This is a genomic window from Stutzerimonas sp. NM35 (assembly GCF_054604355.1).
Map to the genome: position 1 here is coordinate 1,941,806 of NZ_CM137728.1, position 24,793 is coordinate 1,966,598.

18 protein-coding genes and 1 pseudogene are annotated in these 24,793 nt (G+C 63.3%); 13 read left to right on the top strand and 6 right to left on the bottom strand.

Going from position 1 to position 24,793, the window contains the following annotated elements; translation table 11 throughout:
• Window positions 1–40: 40 nt before the first annotated feature.
• Both ACYCFC_RS09140 and ACYCFC_RS09145 read right to left on the bottom strand, forming a co-directional pair.
• A complete protein-coding gene (locus ACYCFC_RS09140; protein ID WP_181085957.1) occupies window positions 41–1,081 on the bottom strand; it encodes a quinone-dependent dihydroorotate dehydrogenase in 1,041 nt (346 codons plus the stop codon).
• Between the two features lie 72 nt (window positions 1,082–1,153).
• Window positions 1,154–1,393, bottom strand: a complete 240-nt coding sequence (locus ACYCFC_RS09145) for a DUF2835 domain-containing protein (RefSeq protein ID WP_459653752.1) — start codon at window positions 1,391–1,393, stop codon at window positions 1,154–1,156.
• A gap of 158 nt (window positions 1,394–1,551) precedes the next feature.
• On the opposite strand from ACYCFC_RS09145, the gene ACYCFC_RS09150 reads away from it, so the two are divergent.
• On the top strand, window positions 1,552–2,472 hold the full coding sequence (locus tag ACYCFC_RS09150; protein ID WP_459653753.1) for a DUF6685 family protein: 921 nt from the start codon (window positions 1,552–1,554) through the stop codon (window positions 2,470–2,472).
• Between the two features lie 632 nt (window positions 2,473–3,104).
• Here the strand turns inward: ACYCFC_RS09150 and ACYCFC_RS09155 are convergent.
• Entirely contained in the window at window positions 3,105–7,949 is a 4,845-nt protein-coding gene (locus ACYCFC_RS09155; RefSeq protein ID WP_459653754.1) for an NAD-glutamate dehydrogenase, read from the bottom strand.
• Window positions 7,950–8,145: 196 nt separating this feature from the next.
• Here ACYCFC_RS09155 and ACYCFC_RS09160 point away from each other — a divergent pair.
• The 6 genes and pseudogenes from ACYCFC_RS09160 to ACYCFC_RS09185 all read left to right on the top strand — a co-directional run bounded on the left by ACYCFC_RS09160 (window position 8,146) and on the right by ACYCFC_RS09185 (window position 14,925).
• Window positions 8,146–9,130: pseudogene (locus ACYCFC_RS09160) on the top strand (AAA family ATPase).
• Window positions 9,130–10,101 (top strand): DUF58 domain-containing protein, encoded by a 972-nt coding sequence (locus ACYCFC_RS09165; protein WP_181085947.1) that lies wholly within the window; start codon window positions 9,130–9,132, stop codon window positions 10,099–10,101. The pseudogene ACYCFC_RS09160 and the gene ACYCFC_RS09165 overlap by 1 nt, the downstream one beginning before the upstream one ends.
• Window positions 10,098–10,592 (top strand): DUF4381 domain-containing protein, encoded by a 495-nt coding sequence (locus ACYCFC_RS09170; protein WP_181085944.1) that lies wholly within the window; start codon window positions 10,098–10,100, stop codon window positions 10,590–10,592. Before ACYCFC_RS09165 ends, ACYCFC_RS09170 begins: the two co-directional genes overlap by 4 nt.
• On the top strand, window positions 10,585–11,595 hold the full coding sequence (locus tag ACYCFC_RS09175; protein ID WP_459653755.1) for a VWA domain-containing protein: 1,011 nt from the start codon (window positions 10,585–10,587) through the stop codon (window positions 11,593–11,595). Before ACYCFC_RS09170 ends, ACYCFC_RS09175 begins: the two co-directional genes overlap by 8 nt.
• Window positions 11,592–13,298 carry a VWA domain-containing protein gene (locus tag ACYCFC_RS09180; RefSeq protein ID WP_459653756.1) on the top strand — a complete coding sequence of 569 codons (1,707 nt, stop codon included), beginning with the start codon at window positions 11,592–11,594 and terminating at the stop codon, window positions 13,296–13,298. Before ACYCFC_RS09175 ends, ACYCFC_RS09180 begins: the two co-directional genes overlap by 4 nt.
• Window positions 13,299–13,305: 7 nt before the next feature.
• Window positions 13,306–14,925 carry a BatD family protein gene (locus tag ACYCFC_RS09185; RefSeq protein WP_459653757.1) on the top strand — a complete coding sequence of 540 codons (1,620 nt, stop codon included), beginning with the start codon at window positions 13,306–13,308 and terminating at the stop codon, window positions 14,923–14,925.
• Window positions 14,926–14,984: 59 nt separating this feature from the next.
• Here the strand turns inward: ACYCFC_RS09185 and ACYCFC_RS09190 are convergent, their stop codons facing one another.
• Together ACYCFC_RS09190 and ACYCFC_RS09195 are read right to left on the bottom strand one after the other, a co-directional pair.
• Window positions 14,985–16,772 carry a putative bifunctional diguanylate cyclase/phosphodiesterase gene (locus ACYCFC_RS09190; protein WP_459653758.1) on the bottom strand — a complete coding sequence of 596 codons (1,788 nt, stop codon included), beginning with the start codon at window positions 16,770–16,772 and terminating at the stop codon, window positions 14,985–14,987.
• Between the two features lie 103 nt (window positions 16,773–16,875).
• Window positions 16,876–18,504, bottom strand: a complete 1,629-nt coding sequence (locus tag ACYCFC_RS09195; protein ID WP_459653759.1) for a methyl-accepting chemotaxis protein — start codon at window positions 18,502–18,504, stop codon at window positions 16,876–16,878.
• A 199-nt stretch (window positions 18,505–18,703) separates the two neighbouring features.
• Here ACYCFC_RS09195 and ACYCFC_RS09200 point away from each other — a divergent pair, with 199 nt between their 5' ends.
• Entirely contained in the window at window positions 18,704–19,084 is a 381-nt protein-coding gene (locus ACYCFC_RS09200) for a helix-turn-helix domain-containing protein (protein ID WP_181085936.1), read from the top strand.
• Between the two features lie 79 nt (window positions 19,085–19,163).
• On the opposite strand, the gene ACYCFC_RS09205 is transcribed toward ACYCFC_RS09200, so the two are convergent.
• Entirely contained in the window at window positions 19,164–19,472 is a 309-nt protein-coding gene (locus ACYCFC_RS09205) for a class I SAM-dependent methyltransferase (protein ID WP_459653760.1), read from the bottom strand.
• Between the two features lie 479 nt (window positions 19,473–19,951).
• Between ACYCFC_RS09205 and ACYCFC_RS09210 the strand changes: the two genes are divergently transcribed.
• From ACYCFC_RS09210 to nuoF, 5 genes are all read left to right on the top strand, one after another.
• Entirely contained in the window at window positions 19,952–20,359 is a 408-nt protein-coding gene (locus tag ACYCFC_RS09210; protein ID WP_459653761.1) for an NADH-quinone oxidoreductase subunit A, read from the top strand.
• Window positions 20,360–20,369: 10 nt separating this feature from the next.
• Entirely contained in the window at window positions 20,370–21,044 is a 675-nt protein-coding gene (locus ACYCFC_RS09215; RefSeq protein ID WP_014852512.1) for a NuoB/complex I 20 kDa subunit family protein, read from the top strand.
• 64 nt (window positions 21,045–21,108) lie between these two features.
• Window positions 21,109–22,890, top strand: coding sequence for an NADH-quinone oxidoreductase subunit C/D (gene nuoC, locus ACYCFC_RS09220; protein ID WP_459653762.1), 1,782 nt, complete (start codon window positions 21,109–21,111; stop codon window positions 22,888–22,890).
• Between the two features lies 1 nt (window position 22,891).
• Entirely contained in the window at window positions 22,892–23,386 is a 495-nt protein-coding gene (gene nuoE, locus ACYCFC_RS09225; RefSeq protein WP_459653763.1) for an NADH-quinone oxidoreductase subunit NuoE, read from the top strand.
• Between the two features lie 2 nt (window positions 23,387–23,388).
• Complete coding sequence (gene nuoF, locus ACYCFC_RS09230) at window positions 23,389–24,735, top strand: NADH-quinone oxidoreductase subunit NuoF (RefSeq protein WP_459653972.1); 1,347 nt, start codon at window positions 23,389–23,391, stop codon at window positions 24,733–24,735.
• Window positions 24,736–24,793 lie beyond the last annotated feature (58 nt).

Here is a 24,793-nt window from a genome sequence, read left to right on the forward strand (position 1 = left end):
GGGGCTCCTTAATGGAGCCCCACCGGGTAATCCATACCGCTTAGAAATTCACATCCTTGCGCGAGCGAATGGCGGCGATGGCGTCCACCGACTCGCGAATCAATGCCGGGCCTTTGTAGATAAAGCCCGTGTACAGCTGCACCAGGCTCGCACCCGCCTCGATCTTCTCCGCCGCATGACGCCCTTCGGTGATGCCACCCACCGCGATGATCGGCAGGCGACCGCCCAGGGTTTCGGCCAGCACCTTGACGGTGTGGGTGCTCTTGTCACGAACCGGCGCGCCGGAAAGACCACCGGCCTCGTCGCCATGGGCCAGCCCGGCGACTCCCTCGCGACCCAGCGTGGTATTGGTGGCGATGATGGCATCCATTCCGGCCTGGAAGACCGTATCGGCCACCAGCACGATTTCCTCGTCGGTCATGTCGGGGGCGATCTTGATGGCCAGCGGCACGCGCTTGCCATGCAGCACTTCCAGATCCTCGCGACGCAGGCGCAGCGCGTCTAGCAGCTGCTTGAGCGAGTCACCGAACTGCAGGCTGCGCAACCCTGGCGTGTTGGGCGAGCTGACGTTAACCGTGACGTAGCTGGCCTGGTGGTAGACCTTGTCCAGGCACAGCAGATAGTCGTCCTGGGCGCGCTCGACCGGGGTATCGAAGTTCTTGCCGATATTGATGCCCAGAATGCCTTTGAAGCGTGCCGCATCGACCCGCTCCAGCAAGGCGTCGACGCCATGGTTGTTGAAACCCATGCGGTTGATGATCGCTTCCGCTTCCGGCAGGCGGAAGATGCGCGGCTTGGGATTGCCAGGCTGCGGCCTGGGCGTCACGGTGCCCACTTCGACAAAGCCGAAGCCCAGCTGGGACAGGCCACAGATCGCCTCGCCATTCTTGTCCAGGCCAGCTGCCAGCCCGACCGGGTTGGGAAAATCCAGCCCCATCACCCGCACTGGCAGGCTTGCCGGAGCCTTGCTGAGCATGGCGTTCAGCCCCAGCCGGCCACCCGCCCCGATAAGGTCCAGCGACAACTCATGGGAATTTTCAGGGGTTAACTTGAACAGCAGCCGGCGAGCCAGGTTATACATACGCAGCTAGATCCTGGGAAAGGGTGACGCGAAAGTATAGCAGGCAGGATGCCGCCAGCGCCTGTTTGCCCATCACGATAACCGCCCCGCCCCATCGAGCCGACGCAGACAGACCAGCTTGCCGTCATCGGAAAATTCCATCTCGAATGAACCATACACCCCAGCCGTTGTCGTAAACGGACGCAAATGGTGGGCTGGCAAACTGACACGTGTTCCATCCCTGCTTCTGACCAGAATGCGATTGGCCCGCCCTTGATAGACTGCCAGCAGCCGTTCTGCAGGCAATGCGATATCCAGCACGAGGTTTGGCATGGAGGCTCCTCAATGATCAGTGCGCCGGCAATAGTGCCACAACCCGACTCGCTACCAGCACATGCGGGCCTCGCTTGCAGCCATGAACGCCCTGAAATCATTACAGGTTCTTCCTGGCTCTGGCACACTTCGCCTCCAGTACAACGAGCCCATCCACGATGATGAGCCAATCCGAGCCGATGCCGTCAGTGATTTCCCGACTTGCCAGATTTGCCCAGCACATTGGACTGACCGGAAAACCGCCGCGTCAGACGCTTGAGTACGCCAGTCAGATCCGCTTGCCCTTTGCACCCCTTGCCGAACCGGCCCCGAGCATTTTCTGGCAGGACGGCCCCTGCCTGCAAAGGGTCGTCGATCTGCCCCGCGGCGCACTTTCCGGCCCGATCCAGGAAGACAAGGCCAAGGCCCATGCCGCCCTGACACGCCTGGTGCGCAAGGACGTCAGCGCTTATCCAGCACTGGATCTGCGTCAGATCGACGGCATCAGCAGTCAGAGCGCAGACGGCAACATCTATCCGACTTTCGAGGCCTTCGCCGCTACTCCGGCCTGTCGCCAGCTTCGCGTGATCAGCTACAAGGACTTCGTGCGCACCCTCGGCACCGCCCTGCCCGGTTTTGAGAAACAGGCACCGATAGAACTGCGTCAGGCCAGCTGGCTTGGCGAGCGGATCTACTGGGCGGGCGAATATCACGCCGAGGCCTTCGCCTGCGCCATCGCCTATGCACGGCTCAGGGGCCTGGAGGTCCTGCTGCCGTGCGAACTGACCGACTACCGTCTCGATAGCGCCGGCCTGCAGGCGCTGGATGACGACTACCATGCCATCGCCATGCCCGCCCAGGCCTGGAGTGATCGCAACTTCATGAGGCTGCTGCTCGATGCAAAGGTGCCTTATGCACGTCTGCAACTGCTGCGCGATGCCAACAACTCCGAACTGCTCCTGCTCGACAGGCACGTAAGCGCCGCCAACGCCCTCGGTGAAGGGCTCAAGCTCGCCGGCGCGCCGGACATGGTCCGTTACCTGCGCGACCTGCCGCAGATCACCCGCTTTCGCCTCGGCCATCGAACACAGGACGCCTGACCTTTGCCTGGTGAAGCGTGACCCGACAGCCTCAGCCATTTTTGTAGGTGGATTAGCCAAAGGCGTGATCCGACGGCTTGAAGGCGTGATCCGACAAGACGGGCGTAACCCGGCAAACAACCTCGACTCCGCCCGTCGGGTCGATAAAGCGTGACCCGACCTACGAACCCCAGCCATTTGTAGGTCGGATTAGCCCAAGGCGTAATCCGACGATCCGCAGGCGCAATAGACGGTCTGAAGGCGTAATTCGACAAGTCAGGACATAACCCGGCGAATAACTTCGACTCCGCCCGTCGGGTCGGTGAAGCGCGACCCGACCTACGAGCCCCAGCCATTTGTAGGTCGGATTAGCCAAAGGCGTAATCCGACGATCCGCAGGCATAATCCGACGGCTTGAAGGCGTGATCCGACAAGACGGTGTAACCCGGCGAACAACCTCGACTCCACCCGTCGGGTCGATAAAGCGTGACCCGACCTACGAACCCCAGCCATTTGTAGGTCGGATTAGCCCAAGGCGTAATCCGACGATCCGCAGGCGCAATCGAAGGTCTGAAGGCGCAAACCAACGAACGAGGCAGACCTTTGGAGACGTCTGCCCGTTCGCTCATCGGGTCGATGAAACGCGATCCGACCTACTGCTGGGGCTTTTCCAGCGCCAGATCCTGCAATTCGCGACCGGCCACAGCGTACATCGCGTAATCGACGCTGCTGGCACTGCGCAGCTCGGCGAGCATCTTCCGCCAGCGTTCGACCTGATACTGGCGCTGTGCCAGCCAAGACTGCACCAGCGCATCGATATCTTCCGGCGCTCCGTCCATCTGCAACACCGATACGGTAATCGCGCGTTGCTGGCTGTCCAGGTCATCACGAAAGCTCTCGCGCGCCAGCGCCTGCCAGTTATTCTCCACCGGCAGTGCGGTCAGTTGCTGCAGATACCAAGGCAGCTCCAGTGCGCCACCCACCGCGAAATAGGCCGCGGCCACCTCGGTCGGCAACCGTCCGGTTTCGTCAGCGGCCTCCAGAATCGGCAACAGTGTGTACAGGTGATGCGTACCGGCGACCATCCGCGCCAGCAATTCCGGCACGCCCGCCTCGGTGTAGCGCTCGTAGCGCGCCTGCCACAGCTCGCGCGTACCGCCTTGCAGCAGCGTATCGAGCTTGAGCCCGAGCGCCGCCACCCGTGGGCCGAAATGTCCCACATCACGCGCCGCATCCAGCTCGTGGCGCCGATTGCGCAGGAACCAGCGCGTCGCGCGGCGACCCAGACGCATCAGCTCTTCCATCAGGTGCAGCTGCAGCTCAGCTGACACCCGGTAATCCAGCGCCTCGATCTGACGGAACCAATGCGGCAGGTGGAAGATGTCACGCACGACCACATAGAGCCCGGCGATATTTGCCGAGCTCAGGCCGGTGGCCTCGCGCAGACGCTGAACGAAGGTGATGCCCATGTTGTTGATCAGGTCGTTGGCGATCTGCGTACTGACGATTTCACGCTTCAACCGATGCTGCAGCATCGCGTCGCGATAGTCTTCGGCCAGCGCCTGTGGGAAGGCGCTCTCCATCTCCCGCGCCAGATAGGCATCATCCGGCACCCGTGATTGCAGCAATGCCTCCTTCAGGTCGATCTTGCTGTAGGAAATCAGTACCGACAGCTCCGCGCGCGTCAGCCCCTTGCCCTGGGCCGCCCGCTCGTCCAGCGCCTCGTCGCTCGGCAGGAATTCCAGCGCACGGTCCAGCAGCCCTTCGGCTTCGAGCGCGCCGATCAGGCGCCGATATTCACCGCCGCCCGTGCGGGCCCGGCGCTCGGCCTGAGACAGCGCCTGGGTCTGCTTGTAGTTGTCGTGCAGCACCAGCGCGGCGACGGCATCGGTCATCTGGAACAACAGCTGGTTGCGCTGTTTCCCGGTCATGTCTCCGGCACTGACGATTTCGTTGAGCAGGATCTTGATATTGACCTCATGGTCGGAGCAGTTGACGCCGCCGGCGTTGTCGATGAAATCGGTGTTCGAGGCGCCGCCATGCAGGCCGTACTCGACGCGACCCAGCTGGGTCACGCCCAGGTTGCCGCCCTCACCGATGACCCTGGCGCGTACTTCGCAACCGTTGACCCGCACTCCGTCGTTGGCCTTGTCGCCGACATCCGCATGGCTTTCCGCCGTGCTCTTGATATAGGTGCCGATGCCACCGTTCCAGAGCAGGTCCACCGGCGCCTTGAGCAAGGCATGGATGAGTTCGGCGGGGGTCAACTGGTCCGCCGCGATATCGAAACGCGCCTTCATCTGCGGAGTGATCTCGATGCGCTTGGCCGAACGCGCGAAGACACCGCCGCCTGCGGAAATAAGCGAGGTGTCGTAATCGGTCCAGGATGAGCGCGGCAGATCGAACAGGCGCTGGCGCTCGACAAAGCTGCGGGCGGCATCCGGCTCGGGGTCGATGAAGATGTGCTGATGGTTGAAGGCGGCCACCAGGTGCAAGGCCTCGGACCTGAGCATGCCGTTGCCGAACACGTCGCCGGCCATGTCGCCGATGCCGATCACGCTGATACTTTCGCGCTGCACATCGATGCCGCGCTCGCGGAAATGTCGCTGCACCGACACCCAGGCGCCCCTGGCGGTGATGCCCATCTTCTTGTGGTCATAACCGGCCGAGCCACCGGAAGCGAAGGCATCGCCGAGCCAGAAATCGTATTCGGCGGCGATGCCGTTGGCCGTATCGGAGAAGGTCGCCGTACCCTTGTCGGCGGCGACGACCAGATAGGGATCATCCTCGTCGTAGCGCAGGACGTTGGCCGGCGGCACCACCTGACCGTCCTTGAGGTTGTCAGTGATATCCAGCAGGCCACTGATAAAGATCCGATAGCAGGCGATGCCCTCGGCGAATACCTCATCGCGCGTACCATTGGGCAGCCGGCGCGGTACGAAGCCACCCTTGGCGCCGCCGGGCACGATGATCGCGTTCTTCACCTGCTGGGCCTTCACCAGGCCGAGCACTTCGGTACGGTAATCCTCTTCACGGTCCGACCAGCGCAACCCGCCACGCGCCACCTTGCCGCCACGCAGGTGCACCCCTTCGACCCGTGGCGAGTAGACGAAAATCTCGAACTTCGGCACCGGGCGAGGCATCTCCGGGATCGCGCGCGGGTCGAGCTTGAAGCTGAAATAACGCTTCGGCTTGCCGTTGGCGTCGGCCTGATAGAAGTTGGTCCGCAGGGTGGCCTGGATCAGTGCCAGATAACGGCGCAGGATGCGGTCTTCATTGAGGACTGCCACTTCATCGAGCGCGCTCAGGATCGCCTGCTGCAGCCGCTCCTGCTTGTCGGCCAGGTCCTCCTCGCCCAGCTTGCGCGCCAAGTAGAAACGTATCTTGAACAGCCGCACCAGCTCGCGTGCGATATCGACATGATTGAGCAGGGCACTGGCGATATAGCCCAGATCGAAACCTATGCGAATCTGCTTGAGGTAACGCCCATAGGCGCGCAGCAGCGCAACTTCGCGCCAGGTCAACCCGGCGGTCAGCACCAGTCGGTTGAAGGAGTCGTTTTCCGCCAGGCCATTGTGGATATGAATGAAGGCATCCTGCAGCGACTCGTTGATCTCCATCAGATCAATGTGCAGGCCTTCGGCATAGGTAAAGGCGAAGTCGTGAATCCAGAACCGGCGACCATCCTTGCCCTTCAAATGGAAGGGAAATTCACCCAGCACGCGCAAACCGAGATTTTCCAGAATCGGCAGCATGTCCGACAGGGGCAGCGGCGTATCCAGATGATAGAGCTTGCAATGCAGGCGATTCTCGAGGGTCGTGATCGGCTGGTAGAAGCTCATCGCCAGCGGGCGCTCTTCGCTCAGGCCCAGCACATGCTGGATGTCCACAGCCGCCGAAAGCGGATCGAAGCGCTCGCGATAGCCCGCCGGAAAGCCTTTCGGAAAATCACTGAGAATGCGGGTGCCCCGGGCCTCGCCAAAACGCTCGATGATCAGGCCGGAATAGTCGTCCTGCCAGGTGCGGCAGGCCTGCACCACTTCCTTTTCCAGTTGCAGCGGATCGATCTGCAGCGGTTTTTCCGGGTCCAGCCGCAGCAGGAACTGCACGCGGATCAGCACCGACTCGGAAAAATAGGTGGAGAACTCGCAACCGCTGGCGCCCAGCCGATCGATCAGCACCTGCTGGATGCGCAGGCGCGTCTCGGTCGAGTAGATATCGCGCGGAACGTAGGCCAGGCAGTAACAGAAACGGCCATAGGGGTCGGTACGCAGGAACAGCCGCAGCCTGTTGCGCTCCTGGATCTGCACGATGGCAATGGCGGTCTCGAAGAGCTGGTCGAGGGTCATCTGGAACAGCTCGTCGCGCGGTAGCACTTCGAGTACCTGGACCAGCTCCTTGGCCAGATGCGCCGAGTCATCGAACTGCGAACGCTCGACCACCTGCGCGACCTTGCTGCGGATATAGGGAATGCGTCGCACGCTCTGGGTGTAGACCGAAGAGGTGAACAGGCCGAGGAAGCGGCACTCTCTGGTCACCCGTCCCTGCTCGTCGATCTCGCGCAGGGAGACATAATCAGGGTAGGCCGGGCGATGCACCCGGCTGGGCGTCGCCGCCTTGGCGAACGACAGCAGCAGCGGCTCACGCAGGTAACTCAGCGCCGCCGGCATCGGCAGCTGGTCCTCATCCTGACCGGTGCGCAGATGCCGCGACAGGCCCAGCAGCGATGATTCGTCGTAGATCAGACGTCCGCTTTCACCCTGATCATCGAGGGTGAATTCCTCGTAGCCGAGGAAGGTGAAGTGGTCATCGACCAGCCAGCGCACGAAATCCATGATCTCGCCCAGCTGGCCGGTGCCGGCCTGCCCCTGCAGCCCGCTCAGGCGCTGGTGATGCTCCTCGGCCTTGGCCTTCATCGCGGCAAAGTCGCTCACCGCCAGACGCACATCGGCCAGCACGGCGTGCAAAGACTGCTCCAGCTCACGCAGGGCGCTGGCACTGGCACACCTGTCCACCTCGACGAAGATCAGCGACTCCGCACGGCTGTCAGCGGTGCTCTGGCCCCTGGGCAGCAACTCCAGGAACTCGCCATCGGCACCACGGCGTACCTGCAGCACACTGTTCTGCAGGGTATGGATGGCATAGCCGCGGCGCATCAGTTCCATGCGCACCGAGTCGACCAGGAACGGCATGTCCGGGTGCAGCACCTCGACCAGGCTATGGGTCGATTGCCAGCCGTGCTTCTCGTAATCGGGGTTGAAGACCTGAACCTGCGGCTGCGCCGGATCGAAGCGCTCCAGCAGCCGCCAACTGGCCAGCGTCGAGCCGACCAGGTCGCTCATGCGCCGCTCGGCAAGCTCGGACAGCGCGACGATTCCAAAAAACTGTTCGGCGAAAAGTCCCACTTGTGGCAGGAGTTTTTCATCGACATGCTGCGCCAGCGCCGCTTGCAGTTGTTGCTGGAAGTCGGCTTTGCTGGCTGCGGTAAAGAACGCCATGGGTTAGCTCCATTCTGGCAGGGTTCGACACACCCTTGCGGACATGACTGATGACGAAACACCTTAGTTCAACCCCAGGCCTGGGTCTGCCCCCATTTCGTCGCGGCCACATAAAACGCTTGCCTGGTGTGAGCAAGTTGCCGAGCCGCACATAGCCTCGAACCCGCCAATGAATTAAAGTCTGACCCGGCGCGCCCTGCCCTTTTCAGAAGAGCCCGAAGATGGACCACCGTGAAGCAATGGTCGCCTTGCGACAGTTCCTTTCTACCCAGATTCTTGGCCAGGAACGCCTGATCGAGCGGCTGCTGATCGCACTGCTGGCCGACGGTCATCTACTGGTCGAAGGCGCGCCCGGCCTGGCCAAGACCCGCGCCATCAAGGAGCTTGCAGGCGGCCTGGAAGCCGAATTCCACCGCATCCAGTTCACCCCGGACCTGCTGCCCGCCGACATCACCGGTACCGAAATCTATCGTCCGGAAACCGGCAGCTTCGTCTTCCAGCAGGGGCCGATTTTCCACAACCTGGTGCTGGCCGACGAAATCAACCGCGCACCGGCGAAGGTCCAGTCCGCACTGCTCGAAGCGATGGCCGAGCGCCAGGTCAGCGTCGGTCGCAGCACCTACGACCTGTCGCCACTTTTTCTGGTAATGGCCACGCAGAACCCTATCGAGCATGAAGGCACCTACCCGCTACCCGAGGCGCAACTGGACCGTTTCCTGCTGCACGTGCGGCTCGGCTTTCCCGACGCGTCAGTGGAGCGGCGCATCCTGCAGCAGGCCCGGGGCGAAGCCATCAACGGCGAAACCACGCCGGAACATCGCGTCTCGCAGCAAGCGATTTTCGCCGCGCGCAAGGAAGTCCTCGACCTGTACATGGCCGATGCGGTGGAGGAATACCTGGTGCAACTGGTCATGGCGACCCGTACGCCGGCCAAATTCGATGCCGAGCTGGCCAGCTGGATCGCCTATGGCGCCAGCCCGCGTGGCTCGATTGCGCTGGACCGCTGCGCACGCGCCCACGCCTGGCTGGCGGGCCGCGATTTCGTCAGCCCCGAGGATATCCAGGCCATGCTGTTCGATGTGCTGCGCCATCGCCTGATCCTGTCATTCGAGGCCGAGGCCTCCGGCATCGACCAGGACCGTGTCCTGCAGCGCATCCTCGACGTGGTCGCGGTGGCGTGATGCATGCTTCGGCGCCCGACACTGCTGCCCAGACGGCCCGCACCTCTGGCGCCGGCATTCGCGTGAGCCTGGCCGAGCTGATCGACATGCGCCACCGGGTCCGTGAAGTCCCGCTGTTTTCCAGCCCGCAGCGGCGCGCGCCGCTGGTTGGCCTGCACCATTCCAAGCTGCGCGGGCGCGGCGTGGATTTCGATCAGGTACGCATCTACCAGGCCGGCGATGATGTGCGCACCATCGACTGGCGTGTCACGGCGCGCACCCAGGAGCCTCACACCAAGCTGTTTCACGAGGAACGCGAGCGGCCCATCTATATCCTCGTCGAACAGAGCCCGCGACTGTTCTTCGGCAGCGGCCTGGCACTCAAGTCAGTGCTCGCGGCGCAGACTGCCAGCCTGATCGGCTGGGCCGCGCTGAGCCACAATGATCGCGTTGGCGGACTGGTCTTCGGTCAGGGCGAACAGCGCGAGATCAAGCCACGACGGAGCAAACAGAGCCTGCTGCAGCTGCTCGACCGACTGGCCCGTGCCAACGCCGCACTGGCCGCCGACCAGTTCAGCACCCCCGAAGCGTTCGGCATGGCCCTGAGAAGAGCCCGCGAAGTGCTGCGCCCCGGCAGCCTGGCGGTGATCATCTGCGATGAACGCACCCTGAGCGACAGCGCCGAACAACAACTGACCCTGCTCGCGCGCCACGTCGATCTGCTGCTCATGCCGCTTTCCGACCCGCTGGACCACGCCCTGCCTGCCGCCGGCCACCTGCGCTTCGCCCAGGGCAACGCGCGCCTGGAGCTCGATACCCATGATGCCGCGCTGCGCCAGACCTGGCGTCAGCAGGCCCAGGCGCGTAGCGACCGCTGGCAGCGCCTGGCCGACCGTCTGCGCTCGCCGCTGATGCCGCTGGGCACCCAGCGTGAACTGGTGGAACAGCTGCGCGAACACCTGAGCGTGCAACAACCCGGTGCCAGGCGATGAACAGCATCGAGGACCTTCAGCCGCTGATCGCACCGCCGCCGATTGCCTGGTGGCCACCCGCACCGGGCTGGTGGTTTCTCGCTGCGCTGGCGCTCGCCATCCTGCTGGCAGTGCGTCTGCGCCCCTGGCGCTATCTGCAGCGAAACGACAGCAGCGAGCACGAAACCGAGATCGAGCCGCACCGGCATATCGCCCTGGCCGAGCTGGCCCGGTTGAGCAAGCCCTACGACGGCCAACCCGCCAACCAGTGGTTGCAGCAACTCAACGCCCTGCTCAAGCGCCTCTGCCGCATCCGCTACCCCGATGACAATTCGCATACGCTCAGCGGGCGCGCCTGGCTGGCATTTCTCGACAACCGCTGCCCGGCAGCGGGGCTGACACGCTGGATGGTGCTGGTCGAGGGTGGTTATCGCGCCGAGTGCCGGCTGGACGACAAGGCCATCGCAGGCCTGGAACAGGCCGTGCAGATCTGGATTCGCAAGCATGTTTGAGCTGGCCTGGCCCTGGATATTCCTCCTGCTGCCCCTGCCCTGGGTCATGCGCGGGTTGCTGCCCGCCGCCGACAGCGGCGATGCCGCGCTGAAGGTCAGCTTTCTCGACGACCTCCAGGCCCTGTCCGGTCGCCGCGCCAGCATCGCCCTGCCCGCCTGGCGCCAGCAGATACCCTACGCGCTGGTCTGGCTGCTGCTGCTGTGCGCCGCCGCCCGCCCGCAATGGCTCGGCGAACCGCTGCCCTTGCCCACCAGCGGTCGCGACCTGCTGCTGGCGGTGGATGTGTCCGGTTCGATGGACTACCCCGACATGCAGTGGCAAGGCCATGAAGTCAGTCGTCTGGAACTGGTCAAGCAGTTGTTCGGCGACTTCATCATCGAGCGTCATGGCGATCGCGTCGGGCTGATCCTGTTCGGCAGCAAGGCCTACCTGCAGGCACCGCTGACCTTCGACCGGCAGACCGTACGCACCTGGCTCGACGATGCCAGCCCGGGCATCGCCGGCAACAACACGGCCATCGGCGACGCCATCGGGCTGGCGGTCAAGCGCCTGCGCGAGCGCCCGGCGGAAAGCCGCGTGCTGGTGCTGATCACCGACGGCGCCAACAACGGCGGCGAGATAGAGCCCCTGCTCGCGGCACGCCTGGCAGCCGCGCAGAATGTAAAGGTGCATACCATCGGCATCGGCGCCGTCGTCCCGGCAGATGGTGCACTCGGTCATTTCGGCTTCAACGCCTCCGACCTCGACGAGCCGACCCTGCGCGCCATCGCCGAACAGACCGGCGGCGAGTATTTCCGCGCCCGCTCCAGCGACGAGCTGAAAGCCATCGGCGCCGCCCTCGACCAGCTCGAACCGACCGCTCAGCAACCAGCGCAGGCACACGTCGCCGATGCCCTGTACGTCTGGCCATTGGCGGCGGCCCTGCTGCTCAGCCTGTTGCTGGTGGCAAGCCGCCTCTGGCCGACACCGTTGCAGCGGCTCTTGCCCGGGAAACAGCCGTGATCGACTTCTGGCCGCATCTGCTCAGACCCTTCTGGCTGTTGCTCGTGCCGCTGCCGCTCTGGCTGCTGTGGCGTCTCTGGCATCGCCGTCGGCAGACCGGGCGCTGGCAACGCCTGCTGCCCGAAGCCTTTCATGCGGTACTGCTGACGAGCGGCAAGCTGCGCAACAGCCGGCTGCCCTGGCTGCTGCTCGGCTGCGCCTGGCTGCTGGCCTGCCTGGCGCTGCTCGGCCCGAGCTGGCAGCAGGCCGAACAGCCCGGCCTGTCGCGCGATGACCCGCTGGTGATACTGCTCGACCTGACGCCGGCCATGCTCGCCGCAGACGTACGGCCCAGCCGTCTGGAGCAGGCCAAACACAAGATTCTCGATCTGCTGCAGGCGCGCCAGGATGCCCAGACCGCCGTGGTGGTGTTTGCCGGCAGCGCCCATACCCTGGTGCCGCTGACCCGGGATCTGGCCACGACACAGAACCTGCTCGATGCCCTGCACCCCGACCTGATGCCCGCGACCGGCCAGCGCGCCGATCTGGCGGTCGCCCAAGGTATCGCACTGCTCGAACAGGGCGCACGTGGCCGTGGGCGCCTGCTGCTGATCGGCAGCAGCCTGGACGAGCACGAGCGCAACGACATCCAGGCACAGCTGAAGGCTGCCGGCCTGCGCCTGCTGATCCTCGGCATCGGCACCCGCCAGGGCGCGCCCATCGCCAGTGAGGACGGCAGCTTTCTCAAGGACGACAAGGGCGCAATCCTGATTCCACGCCTGGACGACAGCGCCCTGCGGCGCTTCGCCAACGACAGCGGTGGCCGCTACCAGCAGGCACGCCTCGATGATCAGGACCTGCGCAGCCTGGGCCTGCTGGAACGCGGCGGCGCCCTGCAGGCGCGTGACGACGAGACCACGCAACTCGACATCTGGCTGGATCAGGGCCACTGGCTGTTGCTGCCACTCCTGCTGCTGGCAGCCTGTGCCGGGCGGCGCGGCTGGCTGCTCTGTCTGCCTTTGCTGATCGTCCTGCCGCCGCCGGCCAGCGCCCTCGACATGGATGACCTCTGGCAGCGCCCGGACCAGCAAGGCATGCGCCTGCTCGAGCAACGGCGTCCCGCCGAGGCCGCCGAACGCTTCGAGGATTACCGCTGGCAGGGTTTTGCCCGCTACCAGGCCGGTGACTTCGCTGGCGCCGCCGAGCGCTTCGCCCAGGGCGATAGCGCCAGCGATCACTACAACCGCGGCAATGCACTGGCACGCAACGAACAGCTCGAATCGGCCATCGAAGCCTATGACCAGGCGCTGGAACAGGCCCCCGGTTTGCAGGCGGCACAGCACAACAAAACCCTGGTCGAAGAACTGCTGCGCCAGCGCGAACAGCAGGCGCAACAACACCAGCCTCCGCAGGACGCTGCTGACGGTGGCCCATCGTCGGAGCAGTCAGCCTCGACCCGTGACGCCGCCACCGCGCCGGGAGAACCCGCCGCAGCCGGCGACGAGCAGAATGCGACCACTCCGCCAGCGGCTGAAGCAAGCGACGAAACCGCCCAGGCCGAAGCCGATGCACAGCCTGCCCAGGCCGGGGACGCCTTCGCCGATCCGGAACAGGATCAGGCGCTGGAGCAGTGGCTGCGCAAGGTGCCGGACAACCCCGGCGAGCTGCTGCGGCGCAAGTTTCTCCATGAACATCGCAAGCGTCAGGAAATGAATCGGGAATGAATCCATCATGCGTCTGCTGACACTGCTACTTCTCATGCTGCTCGGCCTGCAGGCGAGCGCGGCGAGCCTGACGGCACGTGTCGACCGCACCCAGCTGAGCCTGGATGAGACGCTGGAGCTCACCCTGGAAACCGACGATGCGACGATCTTCGGCAAGCCGGACCTGCAACCGCTCGACGGCCTGTTCAAGGTGTTCGGCAGCCGCCAGCTCAACCAGCTAGCGAGCATCAACGGCCAGACACGCGCCATCACCCAGTGGCTGATCACCTTGCAGCCCCAGCAGAGCGGTTACGTGGTGATCCCCCCCTTGCAGGTCGGCGAGCTGCACAGCGAACCCATCACCCTGCACGTGCGCGAGACTAGCGCCGAAGACGGCGACCGGCTGGCACCGATCTTCATCGATGCCAGCCTCGACCAGGACAGCGTCTACGTGCAGGCCCAGGTGCTGCTCACCCTGCGCATCTACCACTCGGTTTCGCTCTATGACGACAGCACCCTCTCGCCGCTGCAGATGAGCGATGCGCTGGTGGAGCGGCTCGACGAGCCACGCACCTACGAAAAGGACATCAACGGCATCCGCCACGGCGTGATCGAAATCCGCTATGCCCTGTTTCCGCAGAAAAGCGGAGCGCTGACCATTCCCTCGCAACTGTTCAGCGCCACGGCGGTTGCCCCGGCCACGGGTGATCGCTTCGGCTCGCGCTTTGGCCGCTCGACCCAGGTCAAATCGCCGGCCATCCCGCTGCAGGTCAAACCCAAGCCAGCCGAATACCCGGCGGATGCACCCTGGCTGCCGGCAACCAACCTGACCCTGGTCGAAGCCTGGAGCCCGGAGCCTGCCGAAGCCCGGATCGGCGAAGCCCTGACGCGCAGCCTGCTGCTCAAGGCCGACGGCCTGACCAGCGCCCAGTTGCCGCCACTACCCTCGACACAGGTGCCGGGCCTGCGTGGCTACCCCGATCAACCCGGCCTGCGCAACGAAGTCGCCGCCCATGGCGTCAGTGGCAGCCGTGAACAGCGCGAGGCGCTGGTGGCGACGCAGCCCGGTGACTTCCAATTGCCCGCCATCGAGCTGGTCTGGTGGAACACCATTGAAGACCGCCTGGAACGCACCTCGCTGCCCGCCCGTTCCTTGCAGGTGGCGGACAATCCTGAGCTGCAGCAGCCTGCCATCGAAGCCCCGGCCAACTCGACGCCGACTGCTACCCAGCTGCTCTGGCCCTGGCAACTGAGCAGTTTGCTGCTGGCCCTGACCACCCTGCTCGGCTTCGGCCTCTGGCTGCATGCACGCAGCCAGCCGGCCATCGTTCGTACCGTGCAGGCCGGGCCGACACCTCGCAGCCTGCTCGATGACCTCAAACGCGCCTGTCAGGCCAACGACACCCAGGCGACCCGTCACGCCATCGACGCCTGGGCGCGGCAACAGCCGGAAACCCTGGCCGACATGGCCGCGCGTTTCGTACCGCTGTCCGACGCGCTCGACGGTCTCAACGGCGCGCTCTACAGCGAAACCGGTCAACGCTGGCAGGGCGAAGCACTGTGGCAAGCCATTCAAGACCTTCCGGCGGCGCATCCCCCTGACGCCCAACCGGATACGATCACCCTGCCGCCCCTGTACCCCCGCTGAACAGTTCAGCGCAATGATCAGAGTGCGCGCCCGATAGGATTCCTGCGAACGGGTCAGAGTCAGTCTTGCGGAGCGAGCGAAGAAACACACCGGAGCGGCCTCTCAGCCAGCCATATCTCAAGCTCATCAGGAGGCAACGGCGGTGAGAACAGATAGCCTTGCCCCACGTGATAACCCAGCTGCTTGAGAATACGGCGCTGCCCTTCAGTTTCGATGCCTTCGGCTACCACCGTCAAGTGCAGGCTTTCACCAAGGCCGATTACCGCACGGCTCAGGGTCCGGCTGGTGTTATCACGCTCCAGATCGTAGACGAAGCTACGATCCAGCTTGAGCTCACCGATGGGCAGGCGATGCAGATGACTGAGGCTGGAGAAGCCGGTACCAAAATCATCCATCGCCAGCGAGACGCCCTGGGCATGAATCTGATGGAGGGTCTTGCGAAAACCGGGAGTGTTATCCATCAGCACGCTTTCAGTTATTTCCAGCGTCAGGTCAGTGCCCTTGAGTCCGTATTGCGCCAAAGTGCTGGCGATCACCGCTGGCAGGTCGAGGTCATGAAAATTGGAGGGCGACAGATTGATCGATACTGCCGGAATCTCCAACCCCCGCTGGCGCCAGACAGCGAGTTGGCGGCAGGCTTCATGCAATACCCATCGCCCAAGCGCGTCTATCAGCCCACACTGCTCCGCCAGAGGAACGAAGCTTGCCGGGGAAATATCACCCAGTTGCGGGTGCCGCCAGCGAGCCAGAGCCTCCACGCCATGCAACAGCCCCTCACGTAAAAAAATCTGCGGCTGGTAATACAATTGCAGCTGGTTTTGCTCGATGGCTGCGCGCAGAGCGTTTTCCAGGGGCAACTCCAGGGCTGACCGCTTCAACTCCTCGCTGAAGAAGCAGAATCGACCCGATCCGACGATTTTCGCCCGGCACATCGCCATATCGGCACGATGGATCAGCGTGTCGATATCATAGCCGTCGCCGGGGAACAGGCTGATGCCGATGCTGGCCGAGGGTACAAGGGGGACGTCGGCAACCCTGCAGGGTTTGCCAAGAGTGACCAGCAGTTGCCGGGCCAGCATGGCGGCCTGTTGACCACTGCACTGTGGCAATACCAGAACGAACTCGTCACCGGACAGGCGAGCGACGATGTCCGAGCGGCGCCGGCCCTGTTCGAGACAACGGGCAACCAGGCACAGCAGTTCGTCACCGCCGGTCCGGCCAAGGGAATTATTGACTCGCTTGAAACGGTCAAGGTCGATGAACAGCACAGCAAGCGTGCCCTTGTCGCACTGCGCCTGGACGACTGCCTGTCCCGCCCTGACCAGCAGCAGGCTGCGGTTGGGCAGCCCAGTGAGCTCATCGTAAAAGGCCATGCGGTGCAGGCGGGCGCGGCTTTCCTCCCGCTCCAGAGCCAGGGCACAGAGTGGAACGCAGGTATCGATCAGGCTCCGGTGCAGCGGGCTGGGTGTGGACGTTTCACGCAACTGAACGGCGAGAGCCCCGAGCATCCGGCCATTTCCGGAATGAATGGTCTTTGCCCAGCAGCTTGTACCCCAGGGCACGACGATGGCGCGCAAGCCTTGCGCCACCGAAACACCAGCAGTATCCACGGATTGCATGGCACTGCAGCCGGTCATCGTAGTGGCGAGCAGTTCTTCCAGCACTTGGACCTGCCGGACAGACAAGCCGGAGCCCACCAGCAGCCGCAATACCCCCTGCTCGTCGACGCGCATGATGAAGACCAGCGCATCCGGTGCAATCCGTTCTATTTCCTGGCAGATCAGCGCCATCAGCCCTTGCAGGGAGTCCGTCAGCAGACTGTCGAGCGCCTTCCGGGTAAGGTCCATGAGATTGCTTGCACTTGGCATAGACAGTTCGCCAGTAGTCGGGGGTTCTAAGGGGCGTGGCTTGCCTTGGATCACCTGGCCGGCAATGCAGATCGCTACGAAACTAGAGTGTGAAGCGCCTTACCATTTCATGGAGCCCAACCGCCAGACGCGACAGCTCGTTGCTGGCCGCGCTGGTCTGGTTGGCACCGGTCGCAGCACTGGTGGAAAGGTCGCGGATGTTGATCAGGTTGCGATCCACCTCGCGCGTCACCTGAGCCTGCTCTTCTGCCGCGCTGGCGATCACCAGGTTGCGCTCGCTGATCTGCATCACGCGCTGGAAGATATCCTCCAGCACCTGGCCGGCGTTGCGGGTCGAATCCAGCGAGGACTTCGCCCTGCGGGTGCTGACAGCCATCGACTCGACGGCCTGGTCGGTACCGTTGCGGATGCTCCCGATCATCAGTTCGATCTCACCGGTCGATTCCTGAGTGCGCTGGGCCAGGGTACGCACTTCGTCGGCGACCACGGCGAAGCCACGTCCGGCCTCGCCGGCGCGTGCGGCTTCGATGGCGGCGTTGAGTGCCAGCAGGTTGGTCTGCTCCGATACGGCCCGAATCACATCGAGCACCTTGCCGATGCTGTGCGCCTGTTCGGCCAGTTCCCGCACCAATTGCGAAGTGAGCTCGATATCCTGGGTCATGGCCTCCACCTCGGCGAGGGTGCTCTGGACCTGGACGCGGCTCTGCTGCGCCAACTGATTGGAGTCATTGGAAGCTTGAGCCGTGGACACCGCGTTGCGTGCAACTTCGTCCACCGCGGTGGTCATCTCGTTCACCGCCGTCGCTGCCTGCTCCAGCTCCTGGTGTTGCTGATGCAGACCGCGATTGGATTCCTCGGTGACCGCGCTGAGCTCTTCGGCAGCGGAAGCAAGCTGGCTCGACGAAGTGGAAATCCTGCCGATCGTTTCGCGCTGGCTTTCCTGCATGCTTGCGAGTGAGGCGAACAACACGCCGATCTCGTTGGTCGAGCGCACTTCGATCCGGCTGGTCAGGTCGCCTTCGGCGATGCGACCGAAGATGCTTCCGACTTCACGTAGCGGAGCGAGCACACGGGTTGTGACGAACCACCAGCAGCCAGCCGCCAGCAGCAGGGTCATGAGGGTCAGCACAATGGCCTCGGTCAAGGCCAGCGCATAACGGTCATGGGCGTCCTGCATGACTGCGGTGGTATAGGCGTCCATGCGCTGCTCATAGTCCTGCAACGCCTTGTCGAAGCTGTCGTTCGCCGCACGGGCCGTCAGGTTGACCTCGATGTAGCGACTCAGAGACCCGGCGTGCAGCACCTGCAGTTGCTCCTCCAGCGCCACGTAATAGACAGTGAACGCCTGTTGCAGGTTCTGTTCCAGGCTCCGCCAGGAATCCCCGGCGCTGTCGTGGATGAATGCAGCGAAGGCGGTGTCCGCCTCGTCGATCAATCTTTCGGTGATGACCAGGGTGGCCTGTGCCTTGTCCATATCGCCGGCGCTGGTTTCCAGAAAAGCCCCAGCCATACCGATGCGGGCGCGCAACAGACGAGCATAGGCTTTCTGCAACTGACCACCGCGTTCGATTCCTTGCAGATGCAGGTTCTGAATCTGCTCCATGCTGATCTTGGCACCTCTCCAGGCGGTGAAAGTCGACACCAGCAGAGCTGCGATCAAAGTGAAAAGGACGATCGATATTCCTGTGCGTATTTTCAAGTTGGCCAGCATTCCATTTCCCCGCGCAAATCTCCGGCAGCGCTCTAGATAGCACTCTGATGCCACAACTATCGCTTGCGTGCATGATGAACGTCAATGAAAAATGATGTTTAAAGCCTATATTGTTAACGTTAAACGCCATTCTTTTCTCGAACGGACGCTTAGAGAATGACTCAAAACGTCACACCCAATGACGTGAGAGGCTAAGCGAATGAAAGGCAAAGGACTGGTGTACGAGGTGGGCATGGCGATTGCCGCCCGTCGCAAGACCAAAGGAATGACTCAGGCACAGGTGGCAGAAATCATGGGCGTCGAGAAAGAAACGATCAGCCGTATGGAAAACGGAGTGATATCGCCGACTCTGCCCCGACTACAGCAGATCGCCGATATTCTGGAGTGCTCGCCGAGCGACCTTTTCCGCGCCGCCCCCGCCAACGCCGCCGAGCATGCCCAGTCCATAGGGGAAATGATTCAGGGCCTGCCCGACAACGAGCGGATGCTGGTAGTGAGTTTCGTCAGCGAGGTGGTCAAGGTATTCAAGGCCAGGGCATCGGCAGGCGGTGCAGATGATGGCAATGCGCCCGACCTGTGATACGGAGGGGCGCAATCTTGTCTGTCCAACACAGGCCCCTCGAAGGGGCAAAGCACGCTAGAACCTACAACCCAACCACTCAGCGACGGGTGATCAACCCCTGGCGTGCAACCCGTGTCAGTTCGCGAATGCAGCTTTCGAGGCAATCGACCGTAGGCGACTGGATCACCGCAAGATCGAAGCTGTTATCCGCGAAGCGAGTCAGGGACTCACCGGCAGCGGCGAACTGGACAAGCATGGCACGGGACTTGCCGTTGCGGCGTGGCCAGCCATCGAGATAGCGCAGCAGTGATGGCTGATGGATGCCTGCGAGAAGGACTCTGGGATTGGAGCGAACCGGCCCGCAGAGGATCGGAGCCAGAGATAAGCGTGCGCGAGTTGCATTCATATACGGGATTCCGCCTCACCTGTTCCGCTGGGCAGCGGTGGGAGGCTTCACCGGAACCAGCGCTTTAGCGGTATTTCGGAACCTCCCGGTTCCCGGCGCCCCGCAAGTAGCTGACTAAATCGGCGCATGAACGAAACTGTAGGGAAGCCGTATTGCCTCTGTCAACCGACAGAACTGCATTCGCAATTCCTTCCGTCGCCAAACGCCCCGACAGACTGTTGGTATTCGTTTCCCTCGACTCTCGCGAAAGGCGACCCGGCGATGATGCCGGTCAAGGCGAGTCTGAACGTTTGCTGCGACGATACGTCACAACTGAGACCGAGTCGTATTCGCCGCAAAAACATTTCAAAAAGTTTCATAAGCCCATGTACTTGCTCAAGCGATGGGCCTAGAATGCTGCGACATTGTATACATGCGACGTGTTGTCACACATGCGACACGTCGTAAAGCCTTCGAGCCGTTCCGACAAGGAGTCCGGCATGCCTGATTTGTCCCTGTCCCACAACTGGGGCTTTGCAATATTCCTTCTGGGCGTCGCAGCGCTCTGCGCATTCATGCTCGGCGCCTCCAGCCTGCTCGGCAGCAAGGCCTGGGGTCGCGCCAAGAACGAGCCCTTCGAGTCCGGCATTCTTCCCACGGGCAGCGCACGACTGCGCTTCTCCGCAAAATTCTATCTGGTCGCGATGCTCTTCGTGATCTTCGACGTTGAAGCCCTATATCTCTTTGCCTGGGCTGTCTCGGTGCGCGAAAGCGGCTGGGCGGGCCTCATTGAAGCTACCGTATTCATAGCAATTCTGTTGGCGGGTCTTGTCTACCTTTGGCGGGTGGGTGCGCTCGATTGGGCGCCATCCAGCCGTCGCGAGCGACAGGCGAAGCTAAAACAATGAGGCTCTTCACATGCAATACAAACTTACCCGGATCGATCCGGATGCGGTCAATGACCGTTATCCGATCGGCCAGCAGGAGACTGTTGCCGATCCATTAGAAGACCAGGTTCATCGCAACATCTACATGGGCAAGCTGGAAGACGTGCTGAGTGGCGCGGTCAACTGGGGGCGCAAGAATTCCCTCTGGCCGTACAACTTCGGTCTGTCGTGCTGCTATGTGGAGATGACCACCGCCTTCACCGCGCCTCATGACATCGCCCGCTTCGGCGCCGAAGTAATCCGTGCTTCGCCGCGCCAGGCCGACTTCATGGTCATTGCCGGCACCTGCTTCATCAAGATGGCGCCCATCATCCAGCGCCTCTACGAACAGATGCTCGAACCCAAGTGGGTCATCTCCATGGGTTCGTGCGCCAATTCCGGTGGTATGTACGACATCTACTCGGTCGTTCAGGGGGTCGACAAGTTCCTCCCCGTGGACGTGTACATACCCGGCTGCCCGCCCCGCCCCGAGGCGTTCCTGCAAGGCTTGCAACTGCTGCAGGAATCCATCGGCAAGGAGCGCCGCCCGCTTTCCTGGGTCGTCGGCGATCAAGGCGTCTATCGCGCCGAGATGCCGTCGCAGAAGGAACAGCGACGCGAACAGCGTATCCAGGTCACCAACCTGCGCAGCCCCGACGACGTGTGAATTCCGGCTTTCCCGACCGGAAGGCCTTCGCACACCCAAACGTTGACCGAAAGCGACCGAGATCATGACTGCAGGCAATGCTCTGTACATCCCGCCCTACAAGGCTGACGACCAGGATATCGTCGTCGAACTGAACGCGCGCTTCGGCGCCGAAACCTTCACGCTGCAACCCAGCCTGACCGGCATGCCTGTGCTCTGGGTGCCCCGCGAAAAGCTCATCGAGGTGCTGGGCTTCCTGCGCCAGGTGAGCAAGCCCTATGTAATGCTCTACGACCTGAGCGCCACCGACGAGCGCCTGCGCACCCAGCGCCAGGGCCTGCCCGCCGCCGACTTCAGCGTCTTCTATCATCTGATGTCGCTGGAGCGAAACAGTGACGTGATGATCAAGGTCGCGCTCCGAGAAGGCGATCTGAACCTGCCCACCGCCGTCTCCGTCTGGCCCAACGCCAACTGGTACGAGCGCGAGATCTGGGACATGTTCGGCATCACCTTCGATGGCCACCCGTTCCTCACCCGCATGCTGATGCCACCGACCTGGGAAGGCCATCCGCTGCGCAAGGACTATCCGGCACGCGCCACCGAATTCGATCCCTACAGCCTGAACGCCGCCAAGCAGGACCTGGAGCAGGAAGCCCTGCGCTTCAAGCCCGAGGACTGGGGCATGCAGCGCCACAGCGAGCACGAGGACTACATGTTCCTCAACCTCGGCCCGAACCACCCTTCGGCCCACGGTGCCTTCCGCATCATCCTGCAGCTCGATGGCGAGGAAATCCTCGATTGCGTGCCGGAGATCGGCTACCACCATCGCGGCGCCGAGAAGATGGCCGAGCGCCAGAGCTGGCACAGCTTCATCCCCTACACCGACCGCATCGACTACCTCGGCGGGGTGATGAACAACCTGCCCTACGTGCTGGCGGTGGAGAAACTGGCCGGCATCACCGTGCCGGACCGCGTCGACTTCATCCGCGTGATGATGGCGGAGTTCTTCCGCATCCAGAATCACCTGCTGTACCTGGGCACCTACATCCAGGACGTCGGTGCCATGACACCGGTGTTCTTCACCTTCACCGACCGCCAGCGCGCCTACCAGGTGATCGAGGCCATCACCGGTTTCCGCATGCACCCGGCCTGGTACCGCATCGGCGGCGTCGCCCACGACCTGCCGCGCGGCTGGGACAAGCTGGTGCGTGAATTCCTCGACTGGATGCCCAAGCGCCTCAACGAGTACGAAAAGGCCGCGCTGAAGAACAGCATCCTCATCGGCCGTACCAAGGGCGTCGCCGCCTACAACACCAAGCAGGCGCTGGAATGGGGCACCACCGGCGCCGGCCTGCGCGCCACCGGCTGCGACTTCGACATTCGCAAGGCACGCCCCTACTCCGGCTACCAGCACTTCGAGTTCGAGGTTCCGCTGGCGGTCAACGGTGACGCCTACGACCGCTGCATGGTCAAGATGGGCGAGATGCGCGAGAGCCTGAAGATCATCGAGCAGTGCCTCAAGCACATGCCCGAAGGCCCCTACAAGGCCGATCACCCGCTGACCACGCCGCCACCGAAAGAGCGCACGCTGCAGCACATCGAGACCCTGATCACGCACTTCCTGCAAGTCTCCTGGGGCCCGGTGATGCCGGCCAACGAGAGCTTCCAGATGATCGAAGCGACCAAGGGCATCAACAGCTACTACCTGACCAGCGACGGCAGCACCATGAGTTACCGCACGCGCATTCGGACGCCCAGCTTCCCGCATCTGCAGCAGATCCCCTCGGTGATCCGCGGCAGCATGATCCCGGACCTGATCGCCTACCTGGGCAGCATCGATTTCGTTATGGCCGACGTGGACCGCTGATATGAGCACTCTGATCAAGACTGACCGTTTCGTCCTCAGCGAAACCGAACGCTCGGCCATCGAGTACGAAATGCACCATTACGAAGACCCGCGCGCGGCCAGCATCGAAGCCCTGAAGATCGTGCAGAAGGCCCGCGGCTGGGTGCCGGACGGCGCCTGCGATGCCATCGGCGAGATTCTCGGCATCCCCGCCAGCGACGTCGAAGGCGTGGCCACCTTCTATAGTCAGATCTTCCGCGTGCCGGTGGGCCGCCACATCATCCGCGTATGCGACAGCATGACCTGCTACATCGGCGGCCATGAAAGCGTGCTGGACAGCATCCGTAACGAAATCGGCATCGAACCCGGCCAGACTTCCAGCGATGGCCGCTTCACGCTGATTCCGGTGTGCTGCCTGGGCAACTGCGACAAGGCCCCGGCCCTGATGATCGACGACGACACCTTCGGTGACGTTCAGCCCGGCGGCGTCGCCCAGTTGCTGGAGGCCTATCAATGAGCATGAAGCAATTGGCATCCTTCGGTCCGGCCAACCGCATCGCCCGCAGCGAAGAAACCCATCCGCTGACCTGGCGCCTGCGCGACGACGGCCAGCCGGTCTGGCTCGACGAATATCGCCAGAAGAACGGCTACGCCGCGCTGCGCAAAGCGCTGGCCGAAATGGCCCAGGCGGACATCGTGAAGACGGTGAAGGAATCCGGCCTCAAGGGCCGTGGCGGCGCGGGCTTCCCCACGGGCGTGAAATGGGGCCTGATGCCCGCCGACGAATCACTGAACATCCGCTACCTGCTGTGCAACGCGGACGAGATGGAGCCCAACACCTGGAAGGACCGCCTGCTGATGGAGCAGCTGCCGCACCTGCTGGTGGAAGGCATGATCATCAGCGCGCGCGCGCTCAAGGCGTATCGGGGCTACATCTTCCTGCGCGGCGAATACGTCGATGCGGCGCGCAACCTCAACCGCGCCATCGACGAAGCCAAGGCCGCCGGCCTGTTGGGCAAGAACATCCTCGGCAGCGGCTTCGATTTCGAACTGTTCGTGCACACCGGCGCCGGCCGCTACATCTGCGGCGAGGAAACCGCGCTGATCAACTCGCTGGAAGGCCGCCGCGCCAACCCGCGCGCCAAGCCGCCCTTCCCCGCCGCCGTCGGCGTCTGGGGCAAACCGACCTGTGTCAACAACGTCGAAACCCTGTGCAACGTGCCGGCGATCATCGGCAACGGCGTGCCCTGGTACAAATCCCTGGCGCGCAGCGGCAGCGAAGACCACGGCAGCAAGCTGATGGGCTTCTCCGGCAAGGTGAAGAACCCCGGCATCTGGGAACTGCCCTTCGGCATCAGCGCGCGTGAACTGTTCGAGGACTATGCCGGCGGCATGAAGGATGGCTACACCCTCAAATGCTGGCAGCCCGGCGGCGCCGGCACCGGCTTCCTGCTGCCCGAACACCTCGAGGCGCAGATGTACGCCGGCGGCGTCGCCAAGTTCGGCACGCGCATGGGCACCGGCCTGGCGCTGGCCGTCGACCACACCGTCAGCATGGTCTCGCTGCTGCGCAACATGGAAGAGTTCTTCGCCCGCGAGTCCTGCGGCTGGTGCACGCCATGCCGTGACGGCCTGCCCTGGAGCGTGAAGACCCTGCGCGCGCTGGAGCGCGGCCAAGGCACCTCCCAGGACCTGGACATCCTGCTGCAACTGGTGGACTTCCTCGGTCCCGGCAAGACCTTCTGTGCCCATGCGCCCGGCGCGGTGGAGCCGCTGGGCGCCGCGATCAAGTACTTCCGCTCGGAGTTCGAGGCGGGCGTGGCCCAGGTGAGCGCCACACCGCCACAGCCGGCGCTGACGAATTAAAAGACGCTGGAGGCTAAAGGCTGGACGCTTGACGAAAAAGCGACTCGATCCTCGTCCA

Coding starts and splice junctions, on each gene's coding strand:
- ACYCFC_RS09140 (WP_181085957.1), bottom strand. CDS start 1,081: ATGTATAACCTGGCTCGCCGGCTGCTGTTCAAGTTAACCCCTGAAAAT.
- ACYCFC_RS09145 (WP_459653752.1), bottom strand. CDS start 1,393: ATGCCAAACCTCGTGCTGGATATCGCATTGCCTGCAGAACGGCTGCTG.
- ACYCFC_RS09150 (WP_459653753.1), top strand. CDS start 1,552: ATGATGAGCCAATCCGAGCCGATGCCGTCAGTGATTTCCCGACTTGCC.
- ACYCFC_RS09155 (WP_459653754.1), bottom strand. CDS start 7,949: ATGGCGTTCTTTACCGCAGCCAGCAAAGCCGACTTCCAGCAACAACTG.
- ACYCFC_RS09165 (WP_181085947.1), top strand. CDS start 9,130: ATGCATGCTTCGGCGCCCGACACTGCTGCCCAGACGGCCCGCACCTCT.
- ACYCFC_RS09170 (WP_181085944.1), top strand. CDS start 10,098: ATGAACAGCATCGAGGACCTTCAGCCGCTGATCGCACCGCCGCCGATT.
- ACYCFC_RS09175 (WP_459653755.1), top strand. CDS start 10,585: ATGTTTGAGCTGGCCTGGCCCTGGATATTCCTCCTGCTGCCCCTGCCC.
- ACYCFC_RS09185 (WP_459653757.1), top strand. CDS start 13,306: ATGCGTCTGCTGACACTGCTACTTCTCATGCTGCTCGGCCTGCAGGCG.
- ACYCFC_RS09190 (WP_459653758.1), bottom strand. CDS start 16,772: ATGGACCTTACCCGGAAGGCGCTCGACAGTCTGCTGACGGACTCCCTG.
- ACYCFC_RS09195 (WP_459653759.1), bottom strand. CDS start 18,504: ATGCTGGCCAACTTGAAAATACGCACAGGAATATCGATCGTCCTTTTC.
- ACYCFC_RS09200 (WP_181085936.1), top strand. CDS start 18,704: ATGAAAGGCAAAGGACTGGTGTACGAGGTGGGCATGGCGATTGCCGCC.
- ACYCFC_RS09205 (WP_459653760.1), bottom strand. CDS start 19,472: ATGAATGCAACTCGCGCACGCTTATCTCTGGCTCCGATCCTCTGCGGG.
- ACYCFC_RS09210 (WP_459653761.1), top strand. CDS start 19,952: ATGCCTGATTTGTCCCTGTCCCACAACTGGGGCTTTGCAATATTCCTT.
- ACYCFC_RS09215 (WP_014852512.1), top strand. CDS start 20,370: ATGCAATACAAACTTACCCGGATCGATCCGGATGCGGTCAATGACCGT.
- nuoC (WP_459653762.1), top strand. CDS start 21,109: ATGACTGCAGGCAATGCTCTGTACATCCCGCCCTACAAGGCTGACGAC.
- nuoE (WP_459653763.1), top strand. CDS start 22,892: ATGAGCACTCTGATCAAGACTGACCGTTTCGTCCTCAGCGAAACCGAA.
- nuoF (WP_459653972.1), top strand. CDS start 23,389: ATGAAGCAATTGGCATCCTTCGGTCCGGCCAACCGCATCGCCCGCAGC.